Source organism: Desulfonatronum thiodismutans (genome assembly GCF_000717475.1).
Lineage (GTDB): Bacteria > Desulfobacterota > Desulfovibrionia > Desulfovibrionales > Desulfonatronaceae > Desulfonatronum > Desulfonatronum thiodismutans.
In genome coordinates, this window is sequence record NZ_JPIK01000004.1 from 455,845 (window position 1) to 471,092 (window position 15,248).

11 protein-coding genes are annotated in these 15,248 nt (G+C 58.1%); 8 read left to right on the forward strand and 3 right to left on the reverse strand.

Annotation, left to right across the window (positions count from 1 at the left end):
* Nucleotides 1–103 precede the first annotated feature (103 nt).
* The 5 genes from GY33_RS18925 (at nt 104) to GY33_RS0102735 (ending at nt 6,751) form a co-directional block, all read left to right on the forward strand.
* Complete coding sequence (locus tag GY33_RS18925; RefSeq protein ID WP_051822221.1) at nt 104–871, forward strand: sulfurtransferase TusA family protein; 768 nt, start codon at nt 104–106, stop codon at nt 869–871.
* Nucleotides 872–873: 2 nt separating this feature from the next.
* Nucleotides 874–2,061 carry a cobalamin-independent methionine synthase II family protein gene (locus tag GY33_RS21620; RefSeq protein WP_268746621.1) on the forward strand — a complete coding sequence of 396 codons (1,188 nt, stop codon included), beginning with the start codon at nt 874–876 and terminating at the stop codon, nt 2,059–2,061.
* Between the two features lie 711 nt (nt 2,062–2,772).
* Entirely contained in the window at nt 2,773–3,732 is a 960-nt protein-coding gene (locus tag GY33_RS0102725; protein ID WP_031385861.1) for a hydrogenase small subunit, read from the forward strand.
* A gap of 59 nt (nt 3,733–3,791) precedes the next feature.
* Nucleotides 3,792–5,492, forward strand: coding sequence for a nickel-dependent hydrogenase large subunit (locus GY33_RS0102730; protein ID WP_031385862.1), 1,701 nt, complete (start codon nt 3,792–3,794; stop codon nt 5,490–5,492).
* Between the two features lie 146 nt (nt 5,493–5,638).
* Nucleotides 5,639–6,751 carry a (Fe-S)-binding protein gene (locus tag GY33_RS0102735; RefSeq protein WP_051822222.1) on the forward strand — a complete coding sequence of 371 codons (1,113 nt, stop codon included), beginning with the start codon at nt 5,639–5,641 and terminating at the stop codon, nt 6,749–6,751.
* 7 nt (nt 6,752–6,758) lie between these two features.
* Here GY33_RS0102735 and GY33_RS0102740 read toward each other — a convergent pair whose 3' ends face one another.
* The gene (locus GY33_RS0102740; protein WP_031385864.1) at nt 6,759–7,067 is read right to left on the reverse strand and encodes an IscA/HesB family protein; all 309 of its coding nucleotides are present in this window, start codon (nt 7,065–7,067) and stop codon (nt 6,759–6,761) included.
* A 371-nt stretch (nt 7,068–7,438) separates the two neighbouring features.
* Between GY33_RS0102740 and GY33_RS0102745 the strand changes: the two genes are divergently transcribed.
* The gene (locus GY33_RS0102745) at nt 7,439–7,987 is read left to right on the forward strand and encodes a hypothetical protein (RefSeq protein ID WP_031385865.1); all 549 of its coding nucleotides are present in this window, start codon (nt 7,439–7,441) and stop codon (nt 7,985–7,987) included.
* 240 nt (nt 7,988–8,227) lie between these two features.
* Here the strand turns inward: GY33_RS0102745 and GY33_RS0102750 are convergent, their stop codons facing one another.
* Together GY33_RS0102750 and fdnG are read right to left on the reverse strand one after the other, a co-directional pair.
* Complete coding sequence (locus GY33_RS0102750; RefSeq protein ID WP_031385866.1) at nt 8,228–8,953, reverse strand: 4Fe-4S dicluster domain-containing protein; 726 nt, start codon at nt 8,951–8,953, stop codon at nt 8,228–8,230.
* Nucleotides 8,954–8,967: 14 nt separating this feature from the next.
* The gene (gene fdnG / locus GY33_RS0102755) at nt 8,968–11,985 is read right to left on the reverse strand and encodes a formate dehydrogenase-N subunit alpha (protein WP_031385867.1); all 3,018 of its coding nucleotides are present in this window, start codon (nt 11,983–11,985) and stop codon (nt 8,968–8,970) included.
* Nucleotides 11,986–13,219: 1,234 nt separating this feature from the next.
* On the opposite strand from fdnG, the gene GY33_RS0102765 reads away from it, so the two are divergent.
* Both GY33_RS0102765 and GY33_RS0102770 read left to right on the forward strand, forming a co-directional pair.
* The gene (locus GY33_RS0102765) at nt 13,220–14,011 is read left to right on the forward strand and encodes an acyl-CoA dehydratase activase (RefSeq protein ID WP_031385868.1); all 792 of its coding nucleotides are present in this window, start codon (nt 13,220–13,222) and stop codon (nt 14,009–14,011) included.
* A 67-nt stretch (nt 14,012–14,078) separates the two neighbouring features.
* Nucleotides 14,079–15,239 (forward strand): double-cubane-cluster-containing anaerobic reductase, encoded by a 1,161-nt coding sequence (locus GY33_RS0102770; RefSeq protein WP_031385869.1) that lies wholly within the window; start codon nt 14,079–14,081, stop codon nt 15,237–15,239.
* Nucleotides 15,240–15,248 lie beyond the last annotated feature (9 nt).

Below are 15,248 nucleotides of genomic sequence, written 5' to 3' on the forward strand. Positions count from 1 at the left end.
CTTCCCGGTTTGATCTCGTGCCTTGGTCTCTGATCATACCGCATTTTTTCATGGCCGGGGGCGGTGTCCGATCCGCCTCCGGCGTATTTATTTGGAGAACGCGATGAGTGAACCACTTGATGTTTCCGCCCTGGAGGCGTTGCGGGTGGAACGGGTCTTTGACGGCGGGGATCTGGACTGCGGGTCCGGGTTGATCCTCCTGATCCGGGAGAACATGCTCCAGACTCCGGTGGGGCAAATTCTGGAGATGCGCAGCCGGGAACCTACGGTCAACGACGATCTGCCGCCCTGGTGCCGGATGGCCGGGCACGAATATCTGGGCCGTCTGGAAGGTCCGGGATATGCCCGATATTTTCTCCGGCGCGGAGCCCCCAAGACGGATCAAACCGCTCCATCCGACGACCAGGCCCTGGTAGAGGACAAGAAAAAGGCCACGGAATACGAATGGCGGATGCGGGTCCGGTCCACGGGCAACCTGAAAAGCACGGTGTATTGCCGCAATTTTTCCTGGGATTTAGGACAACCGGCCAGCTTCAAGGACAAGGACGCTTATCCGTGCGCGGTGGAAGCCTTATTGGGCGCGCTGGGCGGGGCGCTCAGCAGCGGGTTTGCCACGGACTGCGCCCGTGAAGGCCTGGACGTGGACGACGTGGAAATCACGGTTCGCGGCAAGCTCCACAACATCCTGGCGCACATGGGCCTGGAAGTGGGCGATCCTTCTTTTGCCGGGATCGAGCTGAAATGCTTCGCCTCGACCATGGACGACGAAGCCAAGGTCCGTCGGGTCTGGGACCAAACCGTGGCCCGCTCGCCCATCGCGGCCACCCTGGCCAAGGCGGTTGAGCTGAACATCAAATTCGCTGTGGTGTGATCATGTTTACGACAACGCAAGTGGGCAGCTGGCCCCGCTCCAAAACCATGCTTAAGGCATTGCGCGACCGGCGGCTGGAGCGGATGTCCCGGGCCGAGTTCAACGCCGTGGCCGACGAGGAAGTCCGGCGCACCATACGCATCCAGGAGGAAGCCGGACTGGATGTGGTGGTGGACGGTGAGCACCGCCGGGACAATTTCTACTCCTTCATCACCGAAAAGGTGGCCGGAACCAAACTGATGAGCCTGGCCGAAATGCTGGACGAGGTGGAGGACAAGTCCGGATTCGAGGAAATGCTGGGCACGTTGGACGTCCCGGCCTCGGCCATCCGCAATCCCACCTGCGTGGGGCGACTGGAGCGGCGCGAGCCCCTGGCCGTGGACGACTTCCGATTCGTAAAGCAGCTCACGGACAAGCCGGTGAAGATCACCTTGCCTGGGCCGTACCTGCTCAGCCGTTCGATGTGGGTGTCCAACTACACAAAAAAAGCCTACCGCGACCAAGGCGAGCTGGGCGACGACGTGGTGCGGATCCTGCGCGACGAACTGCGGGAACTGGCCGAGGCCGGTTGCGAATTCGTCCAGTTCGACGAGCCGGTGCTCACCGAAGTGGTCATGTCCGCGGAGTGCGGCCGCCGAACCTTCATGTGAGCGACTCTGGCCACCCGCCGGGATGTGGGTGTTGAACTGGAGTACGCCGCGGAACTGATTAACCGCATTATTGAAGGCATTGCCGCCCCGCCCCATGGGCCGCGCATCGGTCTGCATATTTGCCGGGGCAACTGGAGCACCCGGGAGGACGTCCTGCTCACGGGAGATTATACCCCCCTGTTACCGGCCCTGACTCGGATGCGCGTTCATCAATTCGTCCTGGAGTACGCCACGCCCCGAGCCGGGGAGATCGCTGTGGTCGGAGAGGCCCTGTCCGGGGCCGTGCCCGGAACGGACCGCCCTCGGGAACTCGGCCTGGGCGTGGTCAACCCACGAACCACCAAGGCCGAAACGCCCGAGGAAATCGTGGCCAAGGCCGAGCTGGCTCTTCGCCACTATCGCCCGGAGCAGCTTTTCCTGAACACGGACTGCGGCTTCGGCTGCTTCGCCAACCGCTGCGTAAACGTGGAAGAGGTGGCCGCGGCCAAAATCCGGAACATCGTCCTGGCTGCCCGGGAGCTTCGGGAGCGGCATGGATGAACTGAATATATCAAATATTCAAGTCACTAAAACGCCCCCACTCCACCACCATCTCCCTGGAGCCGGTTCCAACGAGCCGACTCCAGGGAGAGCCACTTTGCCGTGAACTCCCCCGGCACTTGATCTGAACAGATTCACCATCTCCATCGTCAGACCCTCTGTCGCGGACCGCTCCTTTCCATGCGGTCACTCCCTCCTGCCTCCTTCGCCTCAGCAAATTTCCGGGCTTGGCTATCCTTTAGCGAACGGCCAAGTACTGCCTCGCGGCCCGAATCTTCACGAATTCACGCTTGAAAGGAACAGGCCCTGACCTTTGATGCCGTTTCCGTCTATTGAAACAGCCTCACACGATTGTTTTTACCTATTTGACATTATTCCCCGGAATCGGTTTAAGAATCATTAAGAACATAGGGTATCGAGATAATTATCAATTTTGTTACGATTTTTTAAAAGCAGCGCACAGAAGACAACAAAAATACAAAACGTGCTACACAATAATTTTCATCGCCTTGCAAACTCTTTCCCGGAGGTTCTCCCCACAACCCTCAACGCAAGGACAAAGAAAAGTTCAAAGTTTAAGAGTGGTTATTAACACGTGAAAATTTGAACTTTTCAAAAAAAGCCTCACGGGTTTTGGCAGGTCCGCTTGACCCGGTACGGCTCGATATCGCAACAGGCCCTGGTAATGAACACTCTAAACGGAGGTGGGTTATGAAATTCAGTGTTGGCTTGGCCAGAGACGAAGCCGAAAAACGGCTCGCGAATCGTGGCGTCAATCGTCGCGATTTCATGAAATTCTGTGCCGCGGTGGCGGCGGCCATGGGCATGGAGGCCTCGTTCGCCAAACAAGTCGCGGCCGCGCTCACTGATCCGCGCCGCCCGTCCGTGGTATATTTCCACTTCGCTGAATGCACGGGTTGCTCCATGGCCGTGGTGCGCACGGTCAATCCCTACATCGACGAACTGATCCTGGACACCATTTCCCTGGACTATCACGAAACCCTGATGGCCGCGGCCGGCGATCCAGCTGAAGCCGCCCTGGAGCAGGCCGTCACCTCGCCCCACGGATTCATCGCCGTGGTGGAAGGTGCCATTCCGACCAAGGACAACGGCGTTTACGGCATGGTCGGCGGACACACCATGCTGGAAATGGCCCAGAAGTACCTGCCCAAGGCCCAGGCCGTCATCGCCATCGGCGCCTGCGCGACCTTCGGCGGCGTCCAGGCCGCGGACCCCAATCCCACGGAAGCCATGGGCGTGAACGAACTGATGGAACACCTCGGACTGCCGACCCGGGCCATCAACATCGCCGGCTGTCCCCCTAGTCCCTACAACTTCGTCGGGACCGTGGTGCATCTGCTGACCAAGGGCATGCCGGAACTGGATCGCCTGAATCGCCCGAAAATGTTCTACGGCGAATCGGTCCATGAACTCTGCGAGCGGCTGGATCATTTTTTCAACTACGAGTTCGCTCCATCCTTCGACTCCGAAGAGGCCAGAAAAGGCTGGTGTCTGTATGAGGTCGGCTGCAAGGGACCGGACACCTACAACAACTGTCCCAAGGTCAAGTTCAACGAAACCAACTGGCCCGTACAGGCCGGTCATCCCTGCATCGGCTGCAGCGAGCCGAAGTTTTGGGATCAGCTCAGCCCGTTCTACAAACCGGTTTAACTCCGAAATCAAGCGAAAAGACATTCCAACATTGCCAATAATTCGAAGGAGGAGAGATTATGTCTGGCTGTAAGCCCCAAGGTGCTCCGGTCGTCCCGGTCACCCCGCAAAGCAACTATTCCGGTCCCGTGGTTGTTGATCCATTGACCAGGATCGAAGGTCACCTGCGCCTGGAGGTGGAGGTGGACAACGGCAAGGTCAAGAACGCCTGGTCCAGTTCCCAGCTCTACCGCGGCCTGGAAACCATCCTCAAGGGCCGCGATCCCCGAGACGCCCAGCACTTCACCCAGCGGGCCTGCGGGGTCTGCACCTACACCCACGCCCTGGCATCCACCCGATGTCTGGACGATGCCGTGGGCGTCGATATTCCCGATAACGCCCGGCTCATCCGCAACTTGGTGATGGGCACCCAGACGTTCGTCGACCACCTGATTCACTTCTACGTGCTGCACGCCCTGGATTGGGTGGACGTAACCAGCGCCCTGAAAGCCGATCCGATCAAGGCGGCCAAGATCGCCAACAATATCTCCCCCCGGCCGACCAGCGCCGAGGACCTGAAGGCCGTTCAGGACAAGCTGACCGCCTTCGTGAACCAAGGACAGTTGGGCATTTTTACCAACGCCGACTTCCTGGGCGGTCATCCGGCCTACTACCTGCCGCCGGAGGTCAACCTGATCGCCACGGCCCACTATCTGGAAGCCCTGCGTCTGCAAATCAAAGGTTCCCGGGCCATGGCAATTTTCGGCGGCAAAGTGCCCCACACCCAGTTCACCATCAGCGGCGGCGTGACGTGTTACGACGCTTTGCGCCCCGAACGCATTGAGGAATATCGCGCTCTGTACAGGGAAACCCGCGATTTCATTGAGCAGGTGTACATCCCGGATCTGCTGGCCGTGGCCTCCTACTACAAGGATTGGGCCGGTATCGGCGGATGCACCAATTATCTGTGCTTCGGGGAATTCCCTCAGGTGGAGAAAGACATCAACTCCCGCTGGTATCCCCAGGGCGTGATCATGAACCGCGATCTGACCAACGTGAAAGATTTCGATCCCGCGGCCATCTACGAACACGTGGCCGCCAGTTGGTACGAAGGCACTGAAGCCCGGCATCCTTACGAAGGCGTGACCGAGCCCAAGTACACCAGCCTGGACGACAAGGAGCGCTATTCCTGGATGAAGGCGCCCCGGTACCAGGACGAATCCATGGAAGTGGGCCCACTGGCCCAGGTGCTGGTGGCCTATGCCAAGGGTCAGCCCGAGGTGAAGGCGGCCGTGGACCTGGTGCTGAACCACCTCGGCGTGGGCGCCGACGCCCTGCACTCCACTCTGGGCCGGACCGCGGCCCGGGGCATCCATGCCCTGACCGTCGTGCAAAAGACCGAGGCCTGGCTGGACGAACTGGCGGAAAACGTGAAGAGAGGTGACACCAAGATCGCCGAAAATCACGAAATGCCGGACGAGGCCGAGGGCGTCGGCTATTGCGACGCACCCCGAGGCGCGCTGAGCCACTGGATCAAGATCAAGGGCGGCAAGATCGAGAACTTCCAACTCGTGGTCCCCTCCACCTGGAACCTGGGGCCGCGCTGTGACAAGGGCAAGTTAGGCCCGGTGGAAGAAGCGCTGATCAACACTCCCATCGCCGATCCCAAGCGCCCCGTGGAACTGCTGCGCACCGTCCACTCCTTCGACCCCTGCATCGCCTGCGGCGTCCACGTCATTGACTCCAAGACCAACCAGGTCCACGAGTTCAAAATCCTCTAAGCCTTAGCCTTACGCCTTGCCGAAACGCCCACCGGAACGGTAAGCGTTTGATGAGCGCAAGGTGAGTGTATCACGGAGAGCGAAGCGGCCTTGACGGCCCTTCGCTCTCCTTTTTTGGAAGTCCAACCGAAAGGCGGAATCCCACGATGCCGAGAAATCCCCAGGAAATAAAACCGCCTGAAACCGCGAGCCGCATTGCCGAAGCCTGTACCCGTTGCGGAACCTGTGTTCGCCGGTGTGCCTTTCTGAACAAGTACGGCATGCCCGGGGACATCGCTCGCCAAGTGCTGACCGGGGATTCCACCGTCGATCCCTACGAATGCAGTCTGTGCAACCTTTGCGCCGCGGTCTGCCCGGAAGGACTCGCTCCGGGCGACCTGTTCCTGGACCGGCGTCGTTTGGCCGCGGACCAGGGTTTGGTGGACTTCAAACCCTACGCGCAGCTGCTCGGCTACGAAAAACTCGGCCACTCTCGCCTCTTTGCCTGGTATCCGCCCACGCCCGCGAAAACGGTATTCTTTCCGGGCTGCACTCTTCCCGGCACCCGTCCCCGAATCACGTGGAAATTTTTCGAGGCCTTGCGCGAATGTGAACCAACGACGGCCATGGTTCTGGACTGCTGCCACAAGCCGTCCCACGACTTGGGGCGGCAATCCTATTTTCTCGATCAATTCCGGGACATTCGGGATCGTCTCCTGGCCCTGGGCGTGGAACGGATCGTCGTGGCCTGCCCCAACTGCCACAAGGTCTTCAGGAAGTACGGGGACGGGCTGACGGTCGCCACGGTGTACGAAGTCCTGGCCCAAGATCAGGCCCGGATAACGGATAAGACCGCTTTGGCGTCACCGCGCACGACCGTTCAAATCACGGTCCACGATCCCTGCCCTCTGCGGGACCAGGTTGGAGTCCACCAGGCCGTGCGTGCGCTCCTGGCGGCTCGGGGCTATGGCATTCGGGAAATGAGAGACAGCGGGGCGCGAACCCTTTGCTGCGGGGAAGGTGGTGCCGTGGGATTCAAAAATCCAGCCCTGGCAGCGACATGGATCGAAAAGCGACGCGCCCAGGCCCAAGGCGACCGGATCATCACCTACTGCGCCGGTTGCACCGGATTCCTGGACCGCGCCGCACCCACAAGTCATCTGGGAGACGTACTGTTCGAGCCGGAAAAGGCCATGCGGGGCCGAAGCCAGGCGGCCAAGACCCCGATGACCTATTGGAACAGGTTGTGGTTAAAACGGAGACTCATTCGAGACGCCTAGCAATTCATCAACAAGACGAACAACTTCCTCCGCAACCTCCGCCTCCGCCGCCCACCTGGACCTCGGAGGAGACGGCGAATCCGTACGGCGTCATGTCGATCTTGATAACCCCGGCTTTTTCGCTCAATTCCTTGTCCACGAGAAAGGTATAGCCGCTGAGTTCCTGCACCAGATCCGTCTCCTGCTCCGTGTCCAAAGCCAGAGAGAGCCGCTCTCCGCCGCATCCGGCGGCCAGATAGACCCGAATCGGAGATTGCGCCTTACCCTGAAAATGGTTGTCCAATTGTTCTTTCACGGAAGGGGTGATTTCAATCATGTCTCGTATTCCTCTTGGGTTAAGTGTTTGCTTTTGCAACGACGTGTATTTCATTGGGTAAAAACAAGAACACGAAAAGTCAAATAGATTCCCTGTATTGTGTTGCCACAAAAGCATTCATCGTTCCAATTGATCAGGCCGACGTGGGAAACTTCATCGGCATATTGTCCATACATGCCCGATGGTATTTGAGGTCGGACCCGATTCCGTTGTGTCGGAGTCCGCGCATCGAAAAAAGCAATTGTCTGAAGAAACATCCATTCGTCTTTCAAATTAGACATAAAGCTCGCGGATGAGGTAAATAAAAGCGGTTCCGTGAACACATGACTGTTTCCGCTGAAACGGCGACATCGAATGCCCGGAGGTTCTTCATGGCCGTTATTATTGTCGACCCTGCGCAGTTTTCCAAGAAAACAGCCAAAATGCTCAAATCCGGAGGCAAAGCCGGGGGCGCGGCCCGACAGGCCCAGGCAATCATCCAGGACTTGGCCGACAGCGGGCGATTGGATCCCAATATTGCCCGGAAGTTGACCTCCAACGGCGAGGCTAGAATGGAAAATTGCTGGAAATTCAACCTTGCCGGCGGACATCGGCTGGTCCTGACCAAGCACGAGGGCGACTTCGCCTTCCTGTTCCTGGGAACCCACGATGAAACCGACACCTGGATCAAGAACAACTCTGGAATCAAGCTGGACATCTCCGGAGGGGAAATCGTTCCCGGAGCCGCATCCGGGCTAAACGATCATAGGGGCGCGCCCGACGAGTCCGACATGCCAACAACGCTTGTCCCTGCATCCGATGACGACGACTACTATGACCGTCCCCTTCATGAATTCATTGACCAGAACATGCTTCGGGAGATTTTTCGCGGATTGTGCGACGCTCCCGGTCTGAAAGTCGGAAACGAATCACCAGGCTAACGGAGCAGGCTTGAGTCACCGTGAAAACACCTTCACGAACTGAGGGCGTAGCAGCGTACTGAATGGTCAGCGACCAGGAGTCACTCTTGGAGCGCCAAGACACTGTTTTCTTTGTTGCGAAACGGACAATCCGGCAGGGTTTCCGGTCTAGCAAGTCATGAAGCCGGCAAGGGCCATGCACGACCCCTCCGGGTTCGTGCATGGCCCTTGCGTTAATCCGTCTTAATCGTGTTTTTGCGCTTATCCGAATAGACGCCGGACCGGCGAGGCCACGGCAGCCAGCACCCTTTTCCGGCTCAATGTTCCTGGGACGTCCGCCTGGGCCATGGCGTAGCCGTGATACCTGCGGGGGCTTTCCTCGCACAGGTAGACGACCCGGGTATCCTCCGGATCAACCAGCACGGCGTTGGGTCGGTAGGCCCGGACTTCGGCCAAGCGCTTCCCGGCCAGTTCCAGCATTTCCCCACGGTCCCCAAAATGCATCGTCCCGGTGGGACAGGACAGCACGCAGGCCGGCAACAGCCCATTCTGCACCCGGTCCAGACACATGTCGCACTTGGCCTGCACCTTGGTTTCATCCCAGCGGGGGATGTCGTAGGGGCAGGACGTCCGAATCTCCTCGCCGTCCAGATTCTTGGTGCGGTCCGTAAAAAGGATCGCGCCGGTTTCCGGATCGTGCAGGATGGCTGTGTCGTCGTACATGTCGCCGACCATCTTGCACGGCGGATGCACGCAATGCCGACATTGGTCCGGAAAGAAATACCAGTTCTTGAATTCGCCGTTCTCTTCCACTTCGGAGAACCGGACCAGCTTTAACGTGTTGAAGGAGAGATCCTTGGGGTTCTGGAACGAGCCCCAGTTTTTGGTTTCCTCGGCGGGCAGCTTCTTCCATTGCTTGCAGGCTACCTGGCAGCCCCGACAGGCCGTACATTTGGTCAGGTCGATGAAAAACGTTTTTCCTTGCATGATTCAGTTTCCTCCTATGCCTTGCGGATGTTGACCATGAACGCCTTGGTCTCCGGAATGCCGGTGTTCGGATCGCCCACGGCCGGGGTCAGCAAATTCGCCGCGTCCCCGCCGTCCTTGGGATGCACCCAGCCGTAGTGCCAGGGCACGCCGACCATATGCAGACTCTGTCCCATAACCTTGTAGGGTTTCAGCCGGGGAGTGACGATGGCCACGCACTCAACTTGGCCGCGCATGCTCTCCACGATAACCTTCTCCCCGTTGGCGATGCCCCGGAGCTTGGCCAGCTCAGGGTCGATCTCCGCGAACATCTGGGGCTGGCACTCCAAAAGCCAGGGGGTCCAGCGGGTCATGACCCCGGTCTGCCAGTGTTCGGTGACCCGGTACGTGGTGCCCACAAAGGGATAGCGCGGGTCGCACACGGCCCGCTTTTCCAGCGGCCCGGAAAAATGCAGGGCCGTGGGATTATGCAGCTGACTGGAGAAAGGCTGGGTCTCGAAGGGACATTCCAAGGGTTCGTAGTGTTCCGGGAAGGGACCGTCCACCAAGCCCGGGCCAAAAAGGCGGCCAAATCCCTCGGATGTCATGATGAAGGGGTGTCGTTCCGAAGGAGCCCAGGGACCGTCGGGCACGTCACCGATCCATTTGCCCTGCTCCCATTTGATGACCGCTTTTTGCGGGGCATAAGGCTTGCCCTGTTGATCCACGGAAGCCCGGTTGTACAGGACTCGCCTGTTGACCGGCCAAGCCCAGGCCCAGTTGGGAAACAGACCGATATTGGCCTGCATCTCGGTCTGGGTCTTGTCGCGGCGGGCCATCTGATTTCCGGCCTCGGTGAAGGAGCCGCAGTACAGCCAGTTGGCGCAGGCCGTGGAGCCGTCATCCTGGAGCAGCGCGAAGCTGGGCACCTGGGTCCCGGCCTTGTAGGTCACGTCACCTATCTTCTTGTCCGTGAGGAAGTAGCCGTTGTGCAGCTTGGCCATCTTGACCGGATCGAACATGCCGTCCGTGACCACGGCGTCCAGGGTGAAACCGGCTACGGGATCGGGAAACGCGCCCCCTTCTTCCTGGTAGAGTTCCTTGAGCCGCTTGACCAGCATGACCATCATGTCTCCGTCGGGTTTGCTCTCTCCCAATGGCTCGGGCCCGGCGTAACGCCACTGGGCCCAACGCCCGGAATTGGTGATGGAACCTTCCTTCTCATAGAACACCGAGGCCGGGAGCATGAAGACTTCGGTCTTGACCTTGGCGGGGTCCATGCCCGGGCCGTGCCAGAAGGAGCCTGTCTCGTTCTGGAAGATGTTCACGTTGACCAGCCAGTCCAGCTTGGTCATGGCCTCCCTGGTCTTGTTGGAATGAGCGCCGCTGACGGCCGGATTCATGCCCCAGGCGAACAGCCCCTTGAACTTGCCTTGCAGCATATGGTCGAACATCACCAGCCAGGAACAGTTTTGGCCCACGTCCAACCGGGGCATGTAGTCGTAGCTCTCCTCGGGCGTCTTGTCCGGATACATGGCCTTGAGCAGGCTGGCGATGTACTTGGGCCGGTTCTGCCACCAGTTGGCGCTCTTGGGATCGTGACTGACGGGAGTGTTGGCCTTGTTGTAATCACCCAGCGTGGGCCAGACCGCCCGGGGAGCGGGATTGTAGGCCGGGATGATGTGATAGAGCAGGGCGCTGTCCGTGGAGCCCTGGACATTGGCCTCGCCGCGCAGGGCGTTCACCCCGCCGCCTGCGTTGCCCACGTTGCCCAACAGAAGTTGAATCATGGCCATGGTCCGGATCAACTGGACCGCGATGGTGTGCTGGGTCCAACCCATGGCATAGGTGTTGGTCCCGGATTTGTCCGGTTTCCCCGTGGCCGCGTAGGCTTTGTAGACTTCCAGGAGCTTGTCCTTGGGCGTACCGGTGGTCTCGGAAACCCGGTCCAGGGTGTATCGGTCGTAGTGCTTCCTGAGCAGTTGGAACACGCAATTCTTGTCCTTCAAAGACAAGTCGCGCTTGGGCACGCCCTTGTCGTCCAACTGATAGGTCCAGGTCGACTTGTCGTAGGCGTTTTTCTCCGGATCCCAGCCTGAGAACAGCCCGTCGTCGAAGCCGAATTTCGGGTTTACCAGGAAAGCCGCGTTGGTGTAGTTGGCCACGTAGTCCTTGAAATACAGGTTATTGTCCAGGATATACTTGATCATCCCCCCCAGAAAGGGAATGTCCGTGCCGGAGCGCATCGGGGCGTAGATGTCGGCCTTGCTGGAGGTCCGATTGAAGCGCGGATCCACGCTGATAAGCGTCGCGCCCCGCTCCTTGGCCTTCATAATCCACTTGAAGGAAACCGGGTGACATTCCGCCGGATTCCCGCCCATCATCAGGATGCAGTCGCTGTTCATCAGGTCGTTGTAGTGGTTGGTCATGGCCCCTCGACCAAAGGACTCGGCCAGGGACGGCACGCTGGAGCTGTGGCACAATCTGGCCTGGTGCTCGATGTACACCAGCCCCAGGCTGCGCATCAGGCCCTGGAGGTACCAGCACTCCTCGGTATCCAGAGCCGCTGACCCCACATGGGCGATCCCGTCCGTACGGTTGACCACCTGCCCCTGGGCATTGGTCGTCACGAAGGTCTGATCCCTGGCCTCCTTGACCTTCCGGGCGATTCGGTCAATGGCCCAATCCCACGATTTTTCCTCCCATTTGTCGCCATAGGGCGCGCGGTAGAGCACCTTGGTCACCCGGTTCTCATTCTCGGCCAATTGGTAGACCGAGGCCCCCTTGGCGCACAGCGAGCCCTCACTGATGGGATGGTCCGGATCCCCTTCCACGTTGACGGTCCGCCCCTTCCCGCCAAGAGCTGTGTGGACGATCAGGCCGCAGCCCACGGAACAGTAGCAACAGACCGAGGTTGTCTCCTTGGCGTCCCGCAATTTCGATAATTCAGCCTTGGCCACGGCGGGCTTGAGATTGAATCCCAGGCCCCCGAAAGCCAGGGCCGAACCGGTTACGGCCGAAAACTTGAGGAAGTTTCTGCGGTTGATCTGCATGACGACTCCTTGAGTTGAAGGTGAGGCGGCAAGAAGTGCTTGCCGGGGATATATTTGCTCGCTCTCCGACGGACTGACCGCGGAGTTCGATGCGTGAAATGGCTGGTTGGCGGACGTACGCCCGTGAAAGATGCCGAAAGCAAAATTATGCGGCGATGGACGAGACCCAACCCAAGTGCGGCGTTCGGAAAAGACTGAAGGCGGGTGATCAGCCGCTGAGATCGTCGCGGAAAGCCCAACGAAGATTCAGCCAGGAAAACAAAGGGGGGGAGAATACCCAAAGAGCCAACTCTTGAATGAGATGGCCGATGAAAAGCAGGAGATGGCAGGGAGTCGGGGAGCCAAAGATGAAATGCTGGACCAAAAGCGGAGACGGCGGAGAAAAGAGCGAGCAGGATTATCGGTCGATCAAGGGGAGTCGGCCTGAGAGGTCGTAAGCGACCATGATGAAGATGCCACGGCAGTTTGGACACGCAACAATTCCGTATTGTTCAAGTACGATAAAGCCCATCCGGCTTCGACTCCTGAATCAAGGCGAACTCGCCTCAACAAGGAGAAGGTTCAGATGTATCGGAAAAGGTGCGCCATGATGTGCAGCTCTTTCGGTTCAGAGTAGGTTAAAATGGATAATCCTGATGCTGACGCAAAAGAAGATTACCAATAGGGGGCATCTATGTGGATTTTTCCACGAAGGTCAACAAATCTGCCTATTCGGCAAACATTGACACAAAATATCTACTTATTCATTTGAATTACAATATTTTTTTAACTTTAATCATGATCAAATTTTTCATAACTGAAAATTCATTCTGATTGTAAATAGCTATATATTTTCAACTTCACATAAAATTGCTTGCTGATATTGCTTTAAGGAAACAGCTAAAACACTTTCACACATAGTTTTTGATGATTAGATTCATAGAGATGTATCCACAAAACAAATCAGCCCGTATAGTGTTGATACCAATGAATGTATGGAACCATCCTGACGAAGTATGTCCTTGCAATCTGAAATTTCATTTCGCTCAAATTTTCTCATTACATTGAAATACGTCCACTATCGCTAATCCATCTATCAATAAAAAAATATAATCCAAAAATAGCTAAATACATATATTTTCCTGATTAGACATCAAGCCCGAAGATGCACTACCAGCAGCGGGATGGCTTCCTCCCTTTTTGAAAGAATATGTATCGAGGACACGCCAACCTTATTAGCGGAAACTGTTCGCTTATGTTGCATATCGATCATACCGGAGTAGTCGCGGGTATCGACATCGGCTCCCGATCCATCGAACTGGTCGTTCTCAGTCCGACCGGGGAAATCACGCGCCAAGCCAGACTCCCCACCACCTTCGCCCCTTTGCGGCAATGTCGCGAGATCCTCATGGGAGTGGGAGCACGGCGGATCACGGCCACCGGGTACGGCCGCAAGCTGTTCGTGGAAAACGACATCCTGAATCCATGCGACGCAATTACTGAAATCCAGGCATATGCCCTGGGAGCGGCCAGGCTGTACCCCGAAGCGCGCACCATTCTGGACATCGGCGGCCAGGACACAAAGGTCGTCTCTTTAGGGCCGGAAGGTCGGGTGCTGAAGTTCGAGATGAACGACCGTTGCGCCGCCGGTACGGGCAAATTCCTGGAGATCATGGCCACCTCTCTGCAAGTCCCCATCGAGGAGTTCGGCGACTTCGCCCTGGCCGCGGACAAACAGGTGCAAATCAGCAGCATGTGTGCTGTTTTCGCCGAATCCGAGGCCACCTCCCTCATGGGTCGTGGTGAACAGCCGCAAAATATCGCCCTGGGCCTTCACTTGGCCATTGTGGAACGAACCATGGCCATGCTCAACAGAGTCGGCCTGGAGCACCCACTCTGCTTTGCGGGCGGCGTGGCCCACAACCGATGCGTGATCAGGTTATTGGAGGAGCGGCTCAAAACACGAATCATCGTCCCGACCGAACCGGACATGGTCGGTGCGCTTGGAGCCGCGCGGTACTGCTTGAGGAAAGAAACCGGCCAGTAAAAAATGCCTAGCTTGCCATCATTTGCAACGCCCTCCACAACGATTCATCAGCCAAGGAAATGTTCCCATGACAACGCCAAAACCTCCGTGCTTCCCCAGGTTCGAGAACTGGGCGGAAAAGAGCCTGCTGGATCTGGATACGGCCCGCCGGCAGGGCACGAAAATCGCCGGGGTGTTCTGCACTTACGCGCCGTTGGAACTAGTCCGGGCCGCCGGGGCCGTGCCCGTTTCCCTGTGCGGGAAGAAGCAGGAGCCCATCAGCGCCGCGGAAAAACACCTTCCGGCCAACCTCTGTCCCCTGATCAAATCCAGTTACGGCTATGCCGTCACGGACGCCTGCCCGTTCTTCGCGGCCAGCGATTTCATCCTCGGCGAGACCACCTGCGACGGCAAGAAAAAGATGTTTGAGCTGTTGCAGGAGATCAAGCCGCTGCACCTGCTCCACCTGCCCTATCTGCAGGACGACGCCACTGCCTTGGCCTTTTGGGTGGACCAGATCCAGCGCATGCAAACCTTTCTCGAACAGACCACCGGGCAACGGATCACTCGGGACCGTATCCAGAGGGAAATTCACGACGCCAACAGGGTGCGACGACTCCTGAAGAAAATCGCCTACCTGGCCAGTGATCATCCGGTTCCCCTTTCCGGCTTGGACGCCATGCGCGTATTTGAGAGTTCGTCTTTTGTCGTGAACCTGCCCGAGTTCGCCGGACTGCTGGAAACACTGGTTCAGGAACTGACCGAGATGAAGGCCCGGGGCGTATCCGTTTGCACGGACGACGCGCCGCGCATCCTGCTCACCGGGTGCCCGGTGGGCAAAGGGTCGGACAAAGTCTTGAAGCTGATCGAGGACAGCGGAGCCGTGGTGGTTTGTCTGGAAAACTGTACCGGCTTCAAAAATTTTGACCTTCTGGTGGAGGAGACAGGCGACCCGTTCGAGGCCCTGGCCCGCCGCTACCTGCGCACCCCCTGCTCCTGCATGACCCCCAACCAAGGTCGTTTCGACCTGATTTCCAGGCTGACACAGGACTTCAAAGTCCAAGGCATCGTCGACCAGACCTGGCAGTGCTGCCACACCTACAACGTCGAAGCCCACGGAATAAAAAAACTGGCGGAGCAAACCCTGAAAGTCCCGTTCCTGCACATCGAAACCGACTACTCGGAGTCGGACACGGAACAGCTCAGGACACGCATCGAGGCGTTTCTGGAAGTGGTGGAAATGAACTGACCGAACACG